Raw genomic sequence first — 18,785 nt, 5'->3', positions numbered from 1 at the left:
AGTACACTTGGCGAACCCTTCAGTAGCCCTTTAGGGTTTGGTCAGTAACAAAGGCTTTTAGCCGCAGAGAAAACCACCCGTTCTCACGGGTGGTTTTTATTTCAGAGCTTCTATTTAACGAGCAAAATTCCCCCTTGTGGTCTTATCTATAACCATACTTGTTATGGTTGCGATAGTGGCGCTACCTAAAATATCATATGGATAATGGTGTCCTACCCAAATACGGGAGAGTCCTGTTAAAAAAGCTATAACCCACAACACGGAACCTATTACACGGTTATAAAGATAAATAGAAGTAGAGATAGCAAAAACAAGTAAGGTATGTTTACTTGGAAAGGTTGAGTCTCTTTTTGAAGGAATAAGAATTCCAACTCGCCGTTTCACAAATGGTCTTGGTTTGAAATAAAACAGCTTAATCAAAGTATGGATAAGTAACGTAGTCCCAACAGAAATGCCCGCTTTATAACTGGCTTTTCTGTAAGATCCATTTTTAAACCACATAAAAATTAACACAAAGACAAAGATATAACGAGTTTTATTCGATACAAATATCATAAAAAAATCCAAGAGAGAAAAACGACCTGAGTATTGATTAATTAACTTGAATAATTTTTCGTTCACTTTAAGTTCTCCTTACACAATTAATAGGTAATAAAATGCCCCTACTATGTAAGAAATATGTGGAAACAGCTTTTTCTATAAAAAAATACAAGGACTAGAGACGCAAGTCCTTGTAAAGATATACTATAGCAATCCTCTATGATAATGATTCATTTCCGCAAGCTCTGAAATATACTGGTAGTTGTCAATCATATTTTGAATCATTTCCGATTCGGAAGGTGTTAAATCCGGGTCATCTAATCTTCTTTTTAACCCCTCAATTTTCAAAGTGATGTCGTGTTTGATTTCATCATAATTCATTACAAACACCCTTTCTTTCTGCTCCAAGATTATCCTTACATCTCTATATTACAAGAGATAAATGAAAGATCGGTGCAGATTTCATTTCAAATAAGTGAACATTTAGGATAATACTCGGCTAATTGGTGCTTTGCATTTCTATATTTCCATTGCTTGAATAGACTCAGCCACCTTAACCATCATCGAGCATTCGACTCTTTTTCGAAAAATATCGCAGCTGAATTCAAACGTTCCGTTAATGGAACCTGTTGCATGTAGTGAGTTAGCCGGGCAACCACCGCTACAATAAAGTTTAGCCCAGCAGTTCTGGCATTCTAGCTTTGAGTAGCAGTTGCTACCTTTAAATTGAGCTTGAATTTCTGGTTTTGAAATTCCATCCCAGATGTTTCCCATGCTAAATTCCTCATCACCAACGAATTGGTGACAAGGGAAGAGTTCTCCCCATGGTGTAATGGCTAAGTATTCCGTTCCAGAGCCACAACCTGAAATTCTTTTTTGAATGCAAGGGCCTTCGGATAAATCCAGCATGTAATGGTAGAAGGTGAATTTTTTTCCCTTTTCGTTTCTAGCGATCATTTCCTTCGCAAGAATTTCGTATTGGTTATAGATTTCGGGAAGATCTTCTTCGGTGAGGGCATAAGGCTCCTTTGGGTCACAAATAACGGGTTCCATGGACAGTTTATCAAAGCCAAGGTCTGCGATATGAAAAATGTCATTGGTAAAGTCAACATTGTCATGTGTGTAGGTTCCCCGAACATAATATTCTTTTTCTCCACGATTTTTAATGAACTGCTGAAATTTAGGAACGATATGGTCATAGCTGCCTTTTCCATTAACGGTTCTACGAAGTCGATCGTGTACCTCTTTTCTGCCATCTAGGCTTAGAACAACATTATCCATTTCTTCGTTTAAAAATTCAGTTACTTCCTCGTTTAAAAGCATTCCGTTCGTTGTAAAAGTAAAACGAAATTTCTTATGGTATTCCTTCTCTTTGCTGCGTGCATATGAAACGATTTGTTTGACCACGTTCCATGCCATAAGTGGTTCTCCACCAAAAAAGTCAATATCGAGGTTGTGATGGTGCCCGGAGTTTTCTAATAAGAAGTCAATGGCTCCTTTTCCAACATCAAAGCTCATTATAGCTCGGTCACCGTTATATTTTCCTTGGCTAGCAAAGCAGTAATCACAGGAAAGATTACAAGTATGTGCAACATTGAAACAAAGCGCCTTAACATAGGTTTTGCGATTTCTCAAATCAATGGAAAGGTCTTTATACTCATCTTCCGTAAATAGCTGTCCATGTTGGATAAGCTCCTGAATATCTGTAAGAGTTTCTCGTATTTCTACCTCCGTAATCTCTGGATTCGTACGGTATTTTTCGAGCATCATTGTCACGATTTTCTCCGAAGAAGCATGTTCATAAAGACCGATGATATCGTAGGCAAGTTCATCGACCACATGGACAGAGCCGCTGTACGTATCAAGGACAATGTTGTACCCGTTTAACTTATATTGATGGATCATATGAATGGTTAATCTCCTTAAAAAAATGGCCGCCCCATTTTATGTAGTGGGCGGTATATGTATTTCTATCTATTCAAGGTGTTCTCACATTTTTGGTTAGCCACTCCACAAGAAGTTTTACAGGCTGACTGACAAGATGTTTGACATGCACCACAACCACCGTGCTTTACTGTATCTACTAGTTTGCGAGTGCTAAGCGTGATAATCCGCTTCATATTAAAATCCCTCCTTTTATGCACCGATAGCATATCATTTTCATATGGGATGACCCTATGCTTTATGTCACAGCAGATATAAAAAAAGGTACTGCATCATAAAAACCGCGGTACCTTGTAAGAAGATTATATAGAAGGAGTTACTCCATCACTTTGCGAATAGAACTGCTTCATCCAAGAAATCAATTCTTCCTGTTTCATTGGTTTGGCAAAATAGAACCCCTGAATGGTTGGACTTTTGGGCATAGAGGTTAAGTAGTTAAATTGTTTTACATTCTCTACTCCTTCAACTACGGTTTCAATGTCCAACGAATGACAGAGAGAGACAATGGCGGTAATAATCGCAGATTCTTTCTTAGACTCTGGTACACCGTCTACAAAGGATTTATCAATTTTTAACGTAGAAATGGGTAATCTTTTTAAATACGACAATGATGAAACGCCTGTACCAAAGTCATCGAGAGCTACAGAAAATCCTTGTTTTCGTATGTCTCCTACTGCTCGTATCGCGTTCTCAATATCACTTACGACGCTAGTTTCTGTGATTTCAAGTTCGAGATTTTTTGCCAAAATATCATACTTTTCCACACAATGATTAAGAGTTTTTAACAGTCGTGCAGATGTAATATAGGTGCCAGGAATATTAACAGCTACATGTAATACGGGATGACCATCTTTATTCCATTGTTCAAGCTGCTGACATACTTTATCAATGACCCAATCAGTCACATCGAACATTTTTCCGCTTTTCTCTAATGCCGGAATAAACAGACCAGGTGATAGAAAGCCATGAACAGGGTGATTCCAACGGATGAGTGCTTCGACACCTGAGATTTCCTGTGAAGTAGCATTAATTTTTGGTTGATATACAATATATAAATGATCTTTCTCCATGGCCATATCAATATCGGACAAGAGACGTTGTTCAAAATTATACGTATGAATCTTTGGATCATACTCTACGATTTGATTAGTATATTCAATTGATGGGTGATGCAGGACTGCAACAGCATTAGCATAAAGTTGGCTCGCAGTTTCATTGTGTTCTTTAACAGCTATGGAACTGACGGTATTAACAAGAACAGCATGGTCATCGAATTGTAAGGGAACTTTTAAGATAGAGGAAACTCTCTCTAATGTTATTTTTAGTTTTTCATTTGAGTCTTCCTTACAAATGAAAGCAAAGCGGTTGCCTTCTACTCTATAAACCTCTATAGAAGATGAATTTAATTGCAATAGTAACTGACTTACTTCGGTAAGAATTCTATCTCCAAACTTGTATCCATATCCAATATTCCATTTTTCAAGATCATGAATATGAAGAATAGCTACTGTATTCGCGTGTAATAGTTGGTGAATGGTTCTTTCAAACTGACGACGGTTAGGAAGTTTCGATAATGGATCAAAAAAGTTCATTCGGTAATCAACGTATCGATCCAATGCTCCCGATAAACTAGAAAGAATAAGCAAAACGACAGTTCCGATGGCAACCGCAAGCAAAAGAACCCATGTATGACTTTCATGAGAGTGGTTTGTAGGAATCCCAGTGTCAGCATCTACATAAAAAACAACAGAAGCCATCCCGGTATAGTGCATACTAGAAATCGCTAAGCCCATGGTCAGACTTGTCACGATTTTGATCACTCTAAGGTTCATCAAATGTTGTAATGAAGAGAAAATATAAAGCGCAACGAAGGAAACGGTCATCGCTATTACAATGGAGGCAGTAAATATTCCAGGCTTATAGGCATGATGAACCTCCATTTTCATTGCGGCCATGCCCATATAATGCATGGTTGATATGCCCAATCCCATAATGACTCCAGAAATAATAAATGTAAAGATACTCTTTTTCTGTCGATTAGCTATATAAAAGGCTAAAAGCGATGCAATTAAGGCAGGACAGATAGAAAGGATCGTTACAAAAGGGTCGTACTGCATATCAAAAGGAAGATTTATTGCACCCATCCCAATAAAATGCATGGACCAAATGCCAAAGCCCATGGCTACGGAAGCTAAGCCAATCCAAATAAAACGATGAAAGAAGCTATTTTGTTGGATTCTCTCATTCAAAGAAAGTGCGGTATAAGAGGCACCACAGGCGATTAATATAGATAAAATGACAAGTGAAAGGTTATACTCACTATCAAGAATAAAAGCGGAGTTTGGTACAGTAAACATGGGGTTCTCCTTTGTTGTGAAGTTCTATCTCTGTTACAAAGAGACATGGTGTATCCTTTATATCGGTAATTTATAATTATTATAAAGTGGTGGGAAAAAATTTTTTTATGCAGATATGCATAACCAATGTATGTTAATAAAGCTTTGCCATTGCATCCTCTTAAAGAGGATTTTTTTTGTTGATAGAAATTATGCAGAATCGAATAATCTATGCAGTTCAGTTGGAAGGTATCCATCAGTTAAAAGGAAATGGACTTCTACTCGCCACTTCTTGACTTGGCACGACTCTTGCATCTCTCAAAAGTAAATCCTAAAAATGAGGTGTTATGATGGCTGACTCAATCGTGGAGTCGAAAAATCAAATGATCGACAGAATGGAAGGAATTCAAGACAATCCCTTGATAGAATTTCACTCGATCTTAAAAGAGGCGATGGATATTTTAAACTATCCTGATGAAGTGTTTGAACTTTTGAAGGAGCCATTGCGTTTTCTCGAGGTGAAAATCCCTGTTCGCATGGATGATCACACAACCAAGTTTTTTCGAGGATTTCGTGCTCAGCATAATGATGCGACAGGTCCAACAAAAGGTGGCATTCGATTCCATACAGATGTTACACCAGAAGAGGTGAAAGCCTTAGCTGGTTGGATGAGTATGAAATGTGGAATTACAGGTCTTCCTTATGGAGGCGCAAAAGGGGGAATCGTGTGTGATCCTCGAACAATGAGCTTACAAGAGCTGGAACGGTTGAGCCGGGGCTATGTGAGAGCGATTAGCCAAATCGTTGGACCAACGAAGGATATTCCGGCGCCCGACGTATACACGAACTCACAGATTATGGCTTGGATGCTTGATGAATATAACTTCATTCGAGAGTTTGATAATCCAGGATTTATTACCGGAAAACCTGTTGCTTTAGGGGGCTCTAAAGGACGCGAAACTGCTACATCAAAAGGATTACTATATACGCTCCAAAAGGTATTAGAAGTAAAGGAGCTTCCCGTAAAAGATTTAAAGATTATCATTCAAGGCTTTGGAAATGTCGGAAGTCATTTGGCCTTGTACTTATATGAGTTAGGAGCGAAGATTGTCGGGATCTCTGATGTGCTTGGTGGCATCTATGATGAAAAGGGCTTAGACATCCCGTATTTAATGGATAGTCGAGATTCCTTTGGTGTAGTAACGAATCTATTTAAGAAAACGATCTCGAATCAAGAATTACTAGAAAAAGACTGTGACGTCCTTGTTCCGGCAGCACTTGGTGGTCAAATTACGAAACGGAATGCTGAAAAGGTTAAAGGTCAAATTGTACTCGAAGCAGCGAATGGACCGACAACCAAGGAAGCAATAAACATACTTGAGGAAAAAGGTATCCTGGTGGTGCCTGACATATTAGCGAATTCTGGAGGAGTGATTGTTTCTTATTTTGAATGGTGCCAAAACAATCAAGGATATTATTGGTCAGAGCGAGAGGTCGATGAAAAATTAAAAGAAAAAATGGAAATGAGCTTTGAGCAAATCCTCGAAGTGAGTAAAAAGTATCGCACAAACTTAAAAGTAGCTGCTTATATCGTGGGGATACAGGCTTTAGCAGAAACGTCACAGCTTCGTGGCTGGATCAAAATATGAGAGGGGTTCGAGGAAATGGTTGAGGTGTTATTAGAAGAAAGAGAAACGCAACCCATCCATTATTATTGTTTATCGATTGGTTCGCATCGCTATGATTTTACGATTGTTTATTCACATCAGTTTTTTGATAAAGCAATGGTCGTTTCCATGCAAGCGGGGAAGTGGGTGTTAATGTGCCAAGAGGATATTGAAAATGAAGAGTTTTGGGCTGAACGATTAGGAATTGTTGATGTAGATATCGAGGACTGTCAGGCGTTTTTTAAGATGGTACTTAACCATAAAAGAGTGTCTGACCAATATTAATTAGGAGGGAGAGGCATGAATCACGAATTTGTTGTGAGTTCTGTTAGTGGGAAGGTAGAAGAAGTAGCGATTGAGGTTCATTCAAGAATTTATGAATGGGAAAAATTATTTACGATTCGAACAGAAAATGGACATCTGGAAACAGTGAGCGTTGGTCTTAGTGGAGAAATCATTTCAATAGAAGTAAAAGCAGGTGACTCTATTATACCTGGCATGGTCCTAGCTTTTATTAAAGATGATTTGATTCCAACGGGTAGTGACTAATGTGTACGGAGATGGCTAATCCATCTCCTTTTTCTTACTTATTTGAAAATTTGAAAATTAATATTTTTGCAGTATATAATTGAAAGAAAAGGATAGAAGGAGGGGGACGTTTGTTTACTTTAGAAAAAGATAAGATAAGACCGATCATCTCCATTGATTTAAATGATGATGAAGAACAATGGTCAGTATGTCTTAAACAGCACAATGAGCCCATTCTTTTTCTTAAAAAGGATGAGGAGATCATCTCCTATATTCAAATGAAAGATATTCCTCTGAGCGAAACTAGCAGTCTATCAAACATTTTACAAACGAAAGCAGTTCCTATGTCCAACGTGTCCAAGTTAAATAACACAATTTCTGTTCCTGTTCTTTTTCAAATTATCGGCGAACCATTTGCACTTGTGATTGATGATCAAGGGGAGCCATCCGGTTATGTCAAACGGGAGGATGTCCTTGCACTATTATTCAAGCAAGAGCCTCATGGAAGTGTCGATTTACTAAAGGTGATTTTAACCTCTATTCCAATGGGAATATTCGTTGTCGATCGAGAAAAGAAGATAATAAATTTTAATGAGTCAGGCCTGCGGATGACGAAGCTAACTTCAGAGGATGTTTCCGGGAAACCAGCTGACTCCATTTTTCACGGGGGTCATATTCACCAAGTGTTTGCATCCGGTCAAACGATATTAAATCAAATTCAGATCACTGATACAATGGGTGTTCTAGTGGATTATAGTCCGATTTTCGACTTTCATAATGAAGTAGAAGGAATTATTATTATCGTTCAAGATTTGCCAATGGTTGAGGATATGGCCATGGAAATTGAACATATCAAGAATTTAAATAAAGACTTAAATGCCATTTTATCAACGATTTATGATGAAATATTAGTAGTGAACCATAAAGGAGAGCTGCTTCGATATAGCGAAACGTTTCTTTCTGATTTTTGGGGAGTGGAGTTAAAGGAACTAACCGGGAAGAACCTTTTGGAGCTTGAAGGTGAAGGTCTATTCACGCCGTCAGTTACCCGGTTAGTATTGGAACAGAAGAAAAAGGTTTCAATCGTTCAAGAAACAAAGAAAAATAAGCGAATTCTAGCGGTAGGTAACCCGATTTTTGATGAAAATGGAAATATTGATCGAATCATTATTGCTTCAAGGGATATTACAGAAACAACAAAGTTAAAATCTGAATTACGTGAAGTGAAGAAGCAATCGGACCAATATAAGCAGGAGCTTGAAAGGATTAAAAGTAAAGATCGTTTCTTTAACCGACTCATTTACTGTAGTCCAAAAATGGAACAAATTATGGAGCATGTGACGAAGATTTCTCATTTTTCCTCTACGGTTCTCATTACGGGGGAATCCGGTGTAGGAAAGGAATTGATTGCTCAGGCCATTCATCAGAGTGGAAGCCGCGTAAACCAACCGTTCCTAAAGCTTAATTGTGGGGCAATTCCTGAGAATCTATTAGAAAGCGAGTTGTTTGGGTACAGCAAAGGATCGTTTACAGGTGCTGATAAAAATGGGAAAGAGGGTTACTTTCAAAAAGCTGACAAAGGAATTTTATTTTTAGATGAAATTGGAGAAATGCCTGTTAGCCTTCAAGTGAAATTGTTACGTGTTCTACAGGAACAAGAAGTTGTTCCAATTGGAAGTACAACTCCGATACCAATCAATGTACAAATTGTTGCAGCGACAAATAAAAAACTAGAAAAAATGGTTCAAGAAGGAACTTTTCGTGAGGACTTATATTATCGTTTGAATGTGATTCCTATTCATGTCCCATCTTTACGAGAACGTCCAAAAGATATACCTCTGTTAGCGTATCATTTTCTTCAAAGACTAAATGAAAAATATAATAAAAACTATCATTTTACACCAGATGCATTGAATTTACTTGAGGTGTACTCATGGCCAGGAAATATTCGTGAGCTTCAAAATATGATTGAACGATTAGCGGTGTCCGCTGATCACCCAGCTCTGGATGCTGATTTTGTGAAACAATTTTTATCTTTTACTAGTCATTTTAATAAAGAGAAACCAGTATTCAAGAATGTCATGCCGCTTCAGGAAGCACAAGATTATATTGAGGAGCAATTAATACTGCTGGCAATGAAGCAATATAAAACGACGACAAAGGCAGCAAAAGCACTCGGGATTAGCCAGTCCTCTGTTAGTAGAAAGTATCAAAAAATCATGAATGATAGACAAACCAAATATGGAGGAGTCTCCTTTTAAATCAGGTGGTGCAGACAAATGTCTGTACCATTTTTTGTAGAAAAGGAAATTATGCAAAATTAACTAGGGTTATGCAAAATTGCATAACTTTTTTTATTCGTTCCTTGCAAACAAAGTGATAAGTGTTGGCACGGTTCTTGCATTACTTATAAAAAAGGAGGATTGATTAACATGCATGCATTAAGGATGTATATCAATGGCGAATGGAGAGAATCACAAAATAAAGAAACACGTGACATTTTTAATCCAGCAACTGGGGAAGTAATTGCACAAGCAACCGAAGGAACAATCGAGGATGTTAATGAAGCCATTCAGATTGCAAAGTCCACCTTTGAAAGCGGGATTTGGTCACAAACTCCTCCAGCTGAACGAGCGGCTTACTTATTTAAAATTGCAGAAAAAATTGAGGAGCGAGGAGAGGAGTTAGCGGAACTAGAAACATTAGACAATGGAAAACCATTAAGGGAAGCTAGCTTTGATGTAGCGGATGCCGCTGCATGCTTCCGTTATTATGCGGGCTTAATTACAAAGCCTTATGGTGAAACGTACCCGGTCTCCGATCCGGTTCAAGGGATTGTCGTTCGTGAACCAGTTGGGGTTTGTGGGTTAATCGTTCCGTGGAATTATCCTTTATTATTAAGTGTTTGGAAACTAGCGCCTGCACTTGCTGCAGGAAATTCGGTTGTTTATAAACCGTCCGAAGTGACTCCAGTAACTCCCACAAGATTATTTGAAATTTTTGAAGAGGTAGGTCTGCCAAAAGGCGTTGTCAATATGGTGATGGGATCTGGTGATGTGGTTGGGAATGCTATAGCAGAGAGCAAAGACGTTGACCTTGTATCTTTTACAGGTGGTACAAAGACAGGGAAACAAATTATGAAGGTAGCAGCAGATAGCCTTAAGAAATTATCGTTGGAGCTTGGTGGAAAATCACCAAATATTGTGTTTGCTGATGCTGACTTTGAAACAGCGGTCGATTACGCATTGTTTGGTATTTTCGCAGGATCAGGGCAAATTTGTGCAGCGGGCTCTCGTATTTTAGTAGAAGAAGAGATCTACGAGAAATTTGTTTCTCGCTTTGTTGAACGCGCGAATCAAATCAAGGTGGGACCAGGGAATGATTCAGAGGTAGAAATGGGTCCTTTAGTAAGCAAAGAGCATTTGGAAAGAGTTCTCTCTTATATAGAGATTGGAAAGAATGAAGGAGCTCGGTTGGTTTGTGGGGGCAAGCGGGTCGAAAAAGATGGTTTGCAGGACGGATACTTCGTAGAGCCCACTGTCTTTGTTGATGCAAACTTAAGTATGAGAATTGTTCAGGAGGAAATCTTTGGTCCAGTCGTTGTGATCGAAAAATTTAAAGATGAGAAGGAAGCCATTGCGTTAGCGAATGGAACTCAATATGGATTAGCTGGAGCTGTTTTTACGAAGGATGGAGCAAAGGCACTTCGGGTTGTAAAACAAATACGAGCTGGAATTACATGGATAAACACCTTCCATAATACGTACAACGAAGCTCCATGGGGTGGATACAAGCAAAGTGGTTTTGGACGCGCACTTGGAACGTATGGTCTTGAAACATTCCAAGAGATTAAGCAGATAAATGTAAATTTACAAGTCGAACCAATCGGTTGGTTTTCAAAATAAAACGTAAATAGGAGAGATCATATGAGTACAAATATTGAGAGAAAACAAGAGGAAGTAAAGGAAAGGAACGTTCAGCAGTACATTAAACAGGTGTTAGAAATGATAGAAAAGGAGGAGATTACGGAGGCGGAGGCCAACTGGATTTCGAAGGAAACGATCCAGCATTTCCGTGATCATGTGAATCCGGGATTCCTTGATTATCGAAAAACCGTTACAGAAGGAGGACTATCGGCAGCGGTTGAATGGTCAGATAAAGATTCCTGTTTTAAGGATGTAAATGGTAAGGAATACATTGACTGTCTTGGTGGTTTTGGTATTTACAATGTCGGTCATCGTAATGAAAAAGTCGTGAAGGCGGTTAGCGATCAGTTAAAGCGTCAAGCACTGCACAGCCAAGACCTACTAGATCCACTACGTGCGATGTTAGCGAAAATCTTAGCAGATATTACACCCGGGGATTTAAAATATTCTTTTTTTACCAATAGTGGAACGGAAAGTGTGGAGGCAGCACTAAAGCTTGCCAAAATGTATAGCGACAGAACCACTTTTATTTCTACTACTCGCGCTTTCCATGGGAAAAGTCTTGGCTCGCTTTCAGGAACAGCCAAAGGAGTGTTCCGAAAGCCGTTTTTACCATTGATTCCAGGATTTCGCCATGTACCCTTTGGCGACATCGATATGATGAGTAAAACGTTTGAGACATGCGCACTCGTTGGAGAAGATGTAGCAGCGGTGCTGTTAGAGCCGATTCAAGGAGAAGGTGGTATCATTCTTCCACCTGAAGGTTACCTCCAACAAGTTCGAGAGCTATGCGACCAATATGATGCATTACTGATCTTTGATGAAGTACAAACGGGTATGGGGCGTACAGGTAAAATGTTCGCATCAGACTTGTATCAAGTGGTTCCTGATATTCTTTGTCTTGCCAAAGCCTTCGGTGGCGGTGTGATGCCAGCAGGTGCCATCGTCGCAAAAGAAAAGGTGTTTAAAAGCTGGTTTGATAATCCGTTCATGCATACAACTACGTTTGGTGGAAACCCACTTGCATGCGCGGCTGCCATTGCAACGATCGACGTTCTGTTAGAAGAGAACTTACCAGCTCGTGCTGCAGAAGTAGGAGAATATTTCTTACAAGGATTAAAAGAAGCTGCGGAAGGTCATGAAGAGCTTGTCATGGAAATCCGAGGCCAAGGCTTGATGATCGGAATCGAATTTGAACGTGATGAAATTGGCTGGGAAGTCTCGAAAGGCATGTTTGAACGAGGAATTCTTGTTGCTGGGACTCTAGTAAACTCAAAAACCATTCGAATTGAGCCTCCACTTACGATTAAATACGACGAAGTAAATACAGTTATACAAACCTTTAAAGAGGTTCTACAAAACATAGGTTAAAAAATTTAGACATGAAAAAGGAGGGGAGCCTCCTTTTTCCATTAAGGAAGGTGTCGGATCCATGAAACAATTTGTTCAAATCAAAACGTCCATCCCTGGACCGCGATCAAAGGAATTATTAGATAGAAGGAAAAAAATCGTTCCACAAGGAATTAGTAATAATTGTGCTGCATTTGTTCATAAGGCAGAGGGAGCCTTAGTGGAGGATATTGATGGCAATATATTTATCGATTTTGCAGGTGCTATAGGAACGATCAATGTTGGCCATTCCCACCCAAAGGTTGTTCAGGCAATAAAGGACCAGGCAGGGCATTTTGTTCATACGGGATTTAATGTGATGATGTATGAATCTTATATTAAGTTGGCGGAAAGATTAACAAAGCTCGCTCCAGGCAATTTTCCAAAACAAGCGGCCTTTTTTAACAGTGGGGCAGAAGCGGTTGAAAATGCAGTGAAGATGGCTAGAAAATACACGAAAAGACAAGGGATTGTGTCGTTTACGAGAGGCTTTCATGGTCGAACGTTAATGACGATGACGATGACAAGCAAAGTGAAGCCTTATAAATATGGATTTGGACCATTTGCTCCTGAGGTATATAAAGCTCCGTATCCATATGAATATCGAAAGCCAAATGAAATGAATGCAGATCAGTATTCTGAATACATGATCCAGCAGTTTGAGCAATTCCTTCTTGCGGAGGTCGCTCCAGAAACGATTTCGGCAGTAGTCATGGAGCCAGTGCAAGGAGAAGGAGGCTTTATCATTCCCAATCGGGAATTTGTACAGCGTGTTTATACTATTTGTAAAGAACACGGAATATTATTTATTGCAGATGAAATTCAAACCGGCTTTGGACGAACGGGCCGTTACTTTGCCATTGAACATTTTGGGATAGAGCCAGATCTTTTAACACTCTCAAAGTCTATGGCAGCTGGTGTTCCGATCAGTGGAGTGATTGGCCGAGAAGAGATTATGAATGTAAGTCAGCCAGGAGAAATTGGTGGAACGTATGCGGGGAGTCCACTTGGATGTCAAGCTGCTCTTGCTGTTCTAGATATTATAGAAGAAGAACAATTAAATGCAAGAGCGGAACAGATTGGTAGATTAGTAATGCACAAGTTTCAACAATGGTCCGATCAATTTGAGCAGGTGGATGGTATCCGTGGATTAGGGGCGATGTGTGCGTTTGAAATTGTAAAGGATAAGACTTCTAAACAGCCAGATAAGGAGGTAGTTGGTAGTATTATTCGAGAGGCCACCAATAGAGGATTGCTTTTACTTAGCGCAGGGATATTTGGCAATGTGATTAGACTATTAATGCCTTTAACGATTTCTGATGATCAACTTCATGAAGGATTATTGATCTTAGAAGAATCTTTAGAAGCCGTTTTATCTCCCCAATATATATAAAGAGAGGGTTAGCCAATGAGTTCGAATATCGCTTTTCAAAAAAAGCAGTTATACAAAATGTATATTAATGGTCAATGGATCGGTGACGAGTGCGAGGCATTCATTAATGTTATGAACCCTGCAACCAATGAAGTGATCGGGATGATTCCGAATGGAGGAATGTTAGAAGCGAAGGCTGCTGTAGATGCCGCCCATCTAGCGTTTAAAACTTGGTCCAAAAAAACGGCAGACGAACGCAGTCAGCTGCTCATGAAATGGTTCCACCTTATTGATGAGCATAAAGTCGAAATTGGTACAGTGATGACGATGGAGCAAGGAAAGCCCGTCCATGAGGCAATCGGAGAAGTGAATTATGCCAATAGTTTTCTCTCTTGGTATGCGGAAGAAGGAAAGAGAATCTATGGTGAAACCATTCCGGCTACACATCCAAATAAGCGGATTATAATTAGAAAAGAACCAGTTGGGGTTGTTGCAGCGATTACTCCATGGAATTTTCCAGCTGCCATGATTACGAGAAAGGTAGCCCCCGCTCTAGCTGCTGGCTGTACGGTGGTGGTAAAACCAGCTCAGCAAACACCTCTAACTGCTCTGAAACTAGCAGAGTTAGCAGAAAAAGCAGGCATTCCAGCTGGTGTATTTAACATAGTAACCGGCAAATCAAAAGAAATTGGCGATGCTTGGTTAAAGGATTCACGTGTTCGTAAGCTTACCTTTACGGGTTCCACTGAAGTGGGAAAGGTACTTATGAGAGGCGCTGCTGATACGGTGAAGAAGATTTCGTTAGAATTAGGAGGAAATGCACCTTTTATTGTCATGGACGATGCAGACTTAGAAAAAGCAGCCAAGGGACTACTGGCCTCAAAGTTTCGTAATGCCGGTCAAACATGTATTTGTACGAATCGTATTTACGTTCAAGAAAGAATTCTCGAGCCATTTGTCGAGCTTTTTAAAAAGGAACTAAGCAAGCTCAAAATCGGTAACGGTATGGAAGACGGAATTGATATTGGACCACTTATTGACCAACCAGCTGTAAATAAAGTAAATGAAATCCTTGACGATGCGATTCATAAAGGCGGAAAGATTGTGTATCAAGGAGAGAAGATAGAGCGGAAAGAAGGGTTTTTCTTTCCACCTACAATCCTTACAAATGTGAATGACCAAATGATGTGTGTGGAAGAAGAAATCTTTGGACCGCTTGCCGCGATTGCTACTTTTCAAACAGAAGAAGAAGTGATTGCGAGAGCTAATAATACCGTCTACGGCTTAGCTGCTTATGTGTTTACTGAAAATTTAAGCCGTGCCTTCCGAATAAGTGAAGAACTTGAATATGGAATCATCGGCTTAAATGATGGCCTACCATCAACAGCGCAAGCACCGTTTGGAGGATATAAAGAAAGTGGTTTAGGTCGAGAAGGAGGCCATCACGGACTAGAAGAGTTTCTAGAAGTAAAATATATTTCGATTGGACTAAATATATAAAACATGATTGAAAACCTGGTTCTATTTGAAACCAGGTTTTTTCATGCTTAAAAAAATTATGCAAAATTGAATGGATTATGCAGAACTGATTTCTTATCATGCAGGAAAAAGTAATAGGATTACAGAAAATTAAGAATATTAAATCTGGCACGGAATTTGCAATAAGAAAATAGGAATCTATTTATTATTGAAAGAGGGATGATAATGAAAGAAAAGAAACAGCCTTCATTAGCAGTTGCTTTGATCCCGATCGGAGCCATGATTGTATTTTTATTTACAGGAATTTTCATGTTTGATGCAGATCCTCATATTCCGCTCCTGCTCAGCGCCACAGTGGCATCAGTCGTATCCATTTATTTAGGATATACTTGGCGAGAGCTTGAACAAGGGATTATCAAGGCTGTCTCTCTGGCACTACAAGCGTTACTTATTTTAATGATTATTGGTACGATTATTGGAACATGGTTAGCAGGCGGAATTGTTCCGACCATGATTTATTATGGATTAGATATCTTATCTCCCACCTATTTCCTTCCTGCGGCTGCCATCATTTGTAGCGTAGTAGCAATTGCTTCGGGGAATGCATGGACAGCAGCTGGTACAATAGGGATTGCCATTATGGGAGTGGGAATTGGATTAGGAATAAATCCTGCTATGGTGGCTGGGGCTGTCATTTCTGGATGCTACTTTGGAGATAAAATTTCTCCTTTGTCAGAAACAACGAATATGGCACCTGGAATCACAGGTGTTCAACTATTTGACCATATTCGTCATATGCTCTATACAACGATACCAGCCCTTGTTCTGTCAGTTGTCATTTATTTTTTCATCGGCCTTACGTTCAAAGGTAAAGGATCTGGTGTGAGTGACATTGCTACACTTCAACAAGAGTTAGCGGATATTTTCATTATCAGTCCGTGGTTACTTCTTATTCCAGTTATTGTTCTTGGGATCATTGCTATGAAAACACCGGCAATTCCCGGACTTGTGATAGGATCGATTCTAGGGGGGATCGTAGCCATCGTAGTTCAGGGAGAAACAATCGGCAGTGTTTTATCCATTATGGTATACGGCTTTGAAATGGAGACTGGAAATGAAGTATTGGATAATTTGCTTAACAATGGTGGAACGGAAGCGATGATGTACACCGTATCACTTGTTATGATTGCGATGAGTTTCGGGGGAATTTTAGAAACGAGTGGAATCATGAATACGATTGTGACAAGCCTATTAAAAATGGCGAAATCAACAGGCAGTTTAATAACAACAACGGTAGCAACTTGTATTACAGCTAACATCGTCGCCTGTGATCAGTACTTATCCATTCTACTGCCTGGAAGAATGTACTTAACTGCCTATCGTAAGCGTGGACTCCATCCAAAGAACTTATCACGAACGTTAGAAGATGCGGGGACAATGACCTCACCACTTGTTCCTTGGAATACATGTGGTGCATTTATGACCGCCACTCTTGGAGTATCTACCTTTCAATATGCACCGTATGCATTGCTTTGTATTATCAGCCCCATTGTAGCGATTATTTATGCGTATACAGGATTTAAAATAGAGAAACTACCTAATGAAAATAAAATGGAAGAGCAGGTTTCAGAAAATAATGAAGTAAGTGCAATGTTATAATGAAGAAAACTGTAGATGACTGTCTACAGTTTTTCTCTTTGAGAGCGTTCGAATAAAGTGGATAAAAAGGTACGGTAAGATAAAACTATTATCCGGAAGCGTTTAACTTTTCATTTAAGACTATCTTTATTAAAATTAACCATGAAAACAATTTCTTCCAAGGTTATCAAGTAAATCTTTCGAAAAAGGAGAATGAATATGAACTTTGTAACGTTGAACAATGGATTAAAAATGCCACAGCTAGGTTTCGGTGTCTGGCAAGTAAAAGATGATGAGGCTACAGCTGCTGTAACTGCGGCTATTGAAGCGGGTTACCGTTCCATCGATACAGCTATGATCTATGGAAACGAAGAGGGTGTAGGAAAAGCGATTAAAGAATCCAACGTACCTCGCGAAGAATTATTCATTACAACGAAGGTTTGGAATAGTGACCAAGGTTACGATAGCACCATACAAGCTTTTGATTTAAGTCTAAAAAAATTAGGTCTTGATTATGTTGATTTATACTTAATTCACTGGCCAACACCGGAGTACGATACATATGTTGAAACGTTTAAGGCGATGGAAAAGCTATATCATGATGGCAAAGTAAAAGCCATTGGTGTATGTAACTTTGAAATTGAGCATTTAGAGAGACTTCTTAACGAATGTGAAGTTAAGCCAGTCCTAAATCAAATCGAATGTCATCCATATTTAGCACAAAACGAGTTGAAAGAGTTTTGCGCTAAGCATGATATCTTTGTAGAAGCATGGAGCCCCCTTGATCAAGGTGGAGAAGTGCTACAAGATGATGTGATTATTAAACTAGCTGAATCACATAGAAAAACGCCTGCTCAAGTTGTTTTAAGATGGCATCTACAAAATAATTCAATTGTTATACCAAAGTCAGTTACACCATCTAGAATTCAAGAAAACATTGATGTATTTGATTTTGAACTTTCTTCACAGGAAATGGATCAAATCAATGGAATCAATCGCAACCGACGCAAAGGTCCAAATCCAAACGAGTTTAACAAGAGATAAGAACAGGTAACGACTATTCTAAAGGATAAATCTTAAAAAGACTCAAGAAAAGACGTATGCTTGGCATATGTCTTTTCTTTATTTATCAAGGTTTCTATGACATTCCATTAACTTTGCCTTAGCGATTGTCCATCATTATTATGATGGACAATATGTATTGTACAATTAAAATAGAGGGTCAAAACTTCTGTCATTTGCAGTGCCAATTTATTTTATAAGCAAGTCGATAAAAAGCTTTTGATTCCCACGTATAGGAATCAAAAGGGTCCGGCACTTATCTGTTGGGGCAGCAGGTTATGCCACCCAAGCTGATACATAGACGGAAAAATTCCGCTTAATTAGTAAATACGATAAAAAATAGCTCAAATAGACGGAGGAATTCCGACTATTGACTTGAAAAACGTAAATAAGGGGAGTTTTGCTATCCATAGACGGAAAATCTCCCCTTATTTACCCCCGAAACGGACTTCATCCTGCATCTAACCGGAAAAACTCCGCTTATTTTCTTTTGCTGCCCACTCGATTAAAGACAAGAGTTTCACTTTTCCATATACCAATTAAGATCTAAAGGAGCATTCGTTTTTATTTATAAAAAAATATTGCATTATTTATAGGTGTACTATAAAATGAAAATCCGTCCGCATTAAGGTATTATGATTAATGAGGATTTTTAAAGAAATAATTTAAAAACAGAAGTTGACTTCTGCGAATCGAGATGATATAGTAATACATGTAGCCGACAACAACGACTTGGAAATAACGATTAAAAAAGTTTTTTCGTAGAAGTTGACAACGGTGAAATGATATAGTAAGATAATAAAGTGCTTAATTGAACCTTGAAAACTGAACAAGACAACAACAAACGTCAACGTTTTAACTAAGTTTTAAACTTTAAGAGCTAATCTTACTCTTTATTGGAGAG

General features: G+C 38.9%; 15 protein-coding genes. 10 read left to right on the top strand and 5 right to left on the bottom strand.

Annotation, left to right across the window (positions count from 1 at the left end; translation table 11 throughout):
* Window positions 1-114: 114 nt before the first annotated feature.
* The 5 genes from ACQ5H4_RS23170 to ACQ5H4_RS23150 form a co-directional block, all read right to left on the bottom strand.
* Complete coding sequence (locus ACQ5H4_RS23170; protein WP_430777209.1) at window positions 115-621, bottom strand: undecaprenyl-diphosphatase; 507 nt, start codon at window positions 619-621, stop codon at window positions 115-117.
* Between the two features lie 123 nt (window positions 622-744).
* A complete protein-coding gene (locus ACQ5H4_RS23165; protein WP_430777208.1) occupies window positions 745-921 on the bottom strand; it encodes a DUF3896 family protein in 177 nt (58 codons plus the stop codon).
* 138 nt (window positions 922-1,059) lie between these two features.
* Window positions 1,060-2,445, bottom strand: coding sequence for a thioether cross-link-forming SCIFF peptide maturase (scfB, locus tag ACQ5H4_RS23160; protein ID WP_430777207.1), 1,386 nt, complete (start codon window positions 2,443-2,445; stop codon window positions 1,060-1,062).
* A 65-nt stretch (window positions 2,446-2,510) separates the two neighbouring features.
* Window positions 2,511-2,660, bottom strand: coding sequence for a six-cysteine ranthipeptide SCIFF (gene scfA, locus ACQ5H4_RS23155; protein WP_119709914.1), 150 nt, complete (start codon window positions 2,658-2,660; stop codon window positions 2,511-2,513).
* Window positions 2,661-2,786: 126 nt separating this feature from the next.
* Window positions 2,787-4,841, bottom strand: coding sequence for a bifunctional diguanylate cyclase/phosphodiesterase (locus tag ACQ5H4_RS23150; protein ID WP_430777206.1), 2,055 nt, complete (start codon window positions 4,839-4,841; stop codon window positions 2,787-2,789).
* Between the two features lie 329 nt (window positions 4,842-5,170).
* Between ACQ5H4_RS23150 and ACQ5H4_RS23145 the strand changes: the two genes are divergently transcribed.
* The 10 genes from ACQ5H4_RS23145 (at window position 5,171) to ACQ5H4_RS23100 (ending at window position 17,863) form a co-directional block, all read left to right on the top strand.
* Window positions 5,171-6,469 (top strand): Glu/Leu/Phe/Val family dehydrogenase, encoded by a 1,299-nt coding sequence (locus ACQ5H4_RS23145; RefSeq protein WP_430777205.1) that lies wholly within the window; start codon window positions 5,171-5,173, stop codon window positions 6,467-6,469.
* Between the two features lie 15 nt (window positions 6,470-6,484).
* Complete coding sequence (locus ACQ5H4_RS23140; protein ID WP_430777204.1) at window positions 6,485-6,772, top strand: SAV0927 family protein; 288 nt, start codon at window positions 6,485-6,487, stop codon at window positions 6,770-6,772.
* 15 nt (window positions 6,773-6,787) lie between these two features.
* Window positions 6,788-7,036: a biotin/lipoyl attachment domain-containing protein gene (locus ACQ5H4_RS23135; protein WP_430777203.1), complete on the top strand. Its 249-nt coding sequence runs from the start codon at window positions 6,788-6,790 to the stop codon at window positions 7,034-7,036.
* Window positions 7,037-7,146: 110 nt separating this feature from the next.
* Window positions 7,147-9,276 carry a sigma-54 interaction domain-containing protein gene (locus ACQ5H4_RS23130; RefSeq protein ID WP_430777201.1) on the top strand — a complete coding sequence of 710 codons (2,130 nt, stop codon included), beginning with the start codon at window positions 7,147-7,149 and terminating at the stop codon, window positions 9,274-9,276.
* A 171-nt stretch (window positions 9,277-9,447) separates the two neighbouring features.
* Complete coding sequence (locus ACQ5H4_RS23125) at window positions 9,448-10,920, top strand: aldehyde dehydrogenase family protein (RefSeq protein ID WP_430777200.1); 1,473 nt, start codon at window positions 9,448-9,450, stop codon at window positions 10,918-10,920.
* 21 nt (window positions 10,921-10,941) lie between these two features.
* Entirely contained in the window at window positions 10,942-12,312 is a 1,371-nt protein-coding gene (locus ACQ5H4_RS23120; protein WP_430777199.1) for a putrescine aminotransferase, read from the top strand.
* 61 nt (window positions 12,313-12,373) lie between these two features.
* The gene (gabT, locus tag ACQ5H4_RS23115; protein ID WP_430777198.1) at window positions 12,374-13,723 is read left to right on the top strand and encodes a 4-aminobutyrate--2-oxoglutarate transaminase; all 1,350 of its coding nucleotides are present in this window, start codon (window positions 12,374-12,376) and stop codon (window positions 13,721-13,723) included.
* Window positions 13,724-13,780: 57 nt separating this feature from the next.
* Window positions 13,781-15,202: an NAD-dependent succinate-semialdehyde dehydrogenase gene (locus tag ACQ5H4_RS23110; RefSeq protein WP_430777210.1), complete on the top strand. Its 1,422-nt coding sequence runs from the start codon at window positions 13,781-13,783 to the stop codon at window positions 15,200-15,202.
* A 204-nt stretch (window positions 15,203-15,406) separates the two neighbouring features.
* The gene (gene nhaC / locus ACQ5H4_RS23105; RefSeq protein WP_430777197.1) at window positions 15,407-16,840 is read left to right on the top strand and encodes a Na+/H+ antiporter NhaC; all 1,434 of its coding nucleotides are present in this window, start codon (window positions 15,407-15,409) and stop codon (window positions 16,838-16,840) included.
* Between the two features lie 198 nt (window positions 16,841-17,038).
* Window positions 17,039-17,863: an aldo/keto reductase gene (locus ACQ5H4_RS23100; protein WP_430777195.1), complete on the top strand. Its 825-nt coding sequence runs from the start codon at window positions 17,039-17,041 to the stop codon at window positions 17,861-17,863.
* Window positions 17,864-18,785 lie beyond the last annotated feature (922 nt).

Source organism: Bacillus coreaensis (assembly GCF_050586445.1).
GTDB classification, from domain to species: Bacteria; Bacillota; Bacilli; order Bacillales; family Cytobacillaceae; genus Robertmurraya_A; species Robertmurraya_A coreaensis.
The sequence above is the reverse complement of the archived record's forward strand: the minus strand, read 5'-3'. Positions and strand labels throughout refer to the sequence as shown.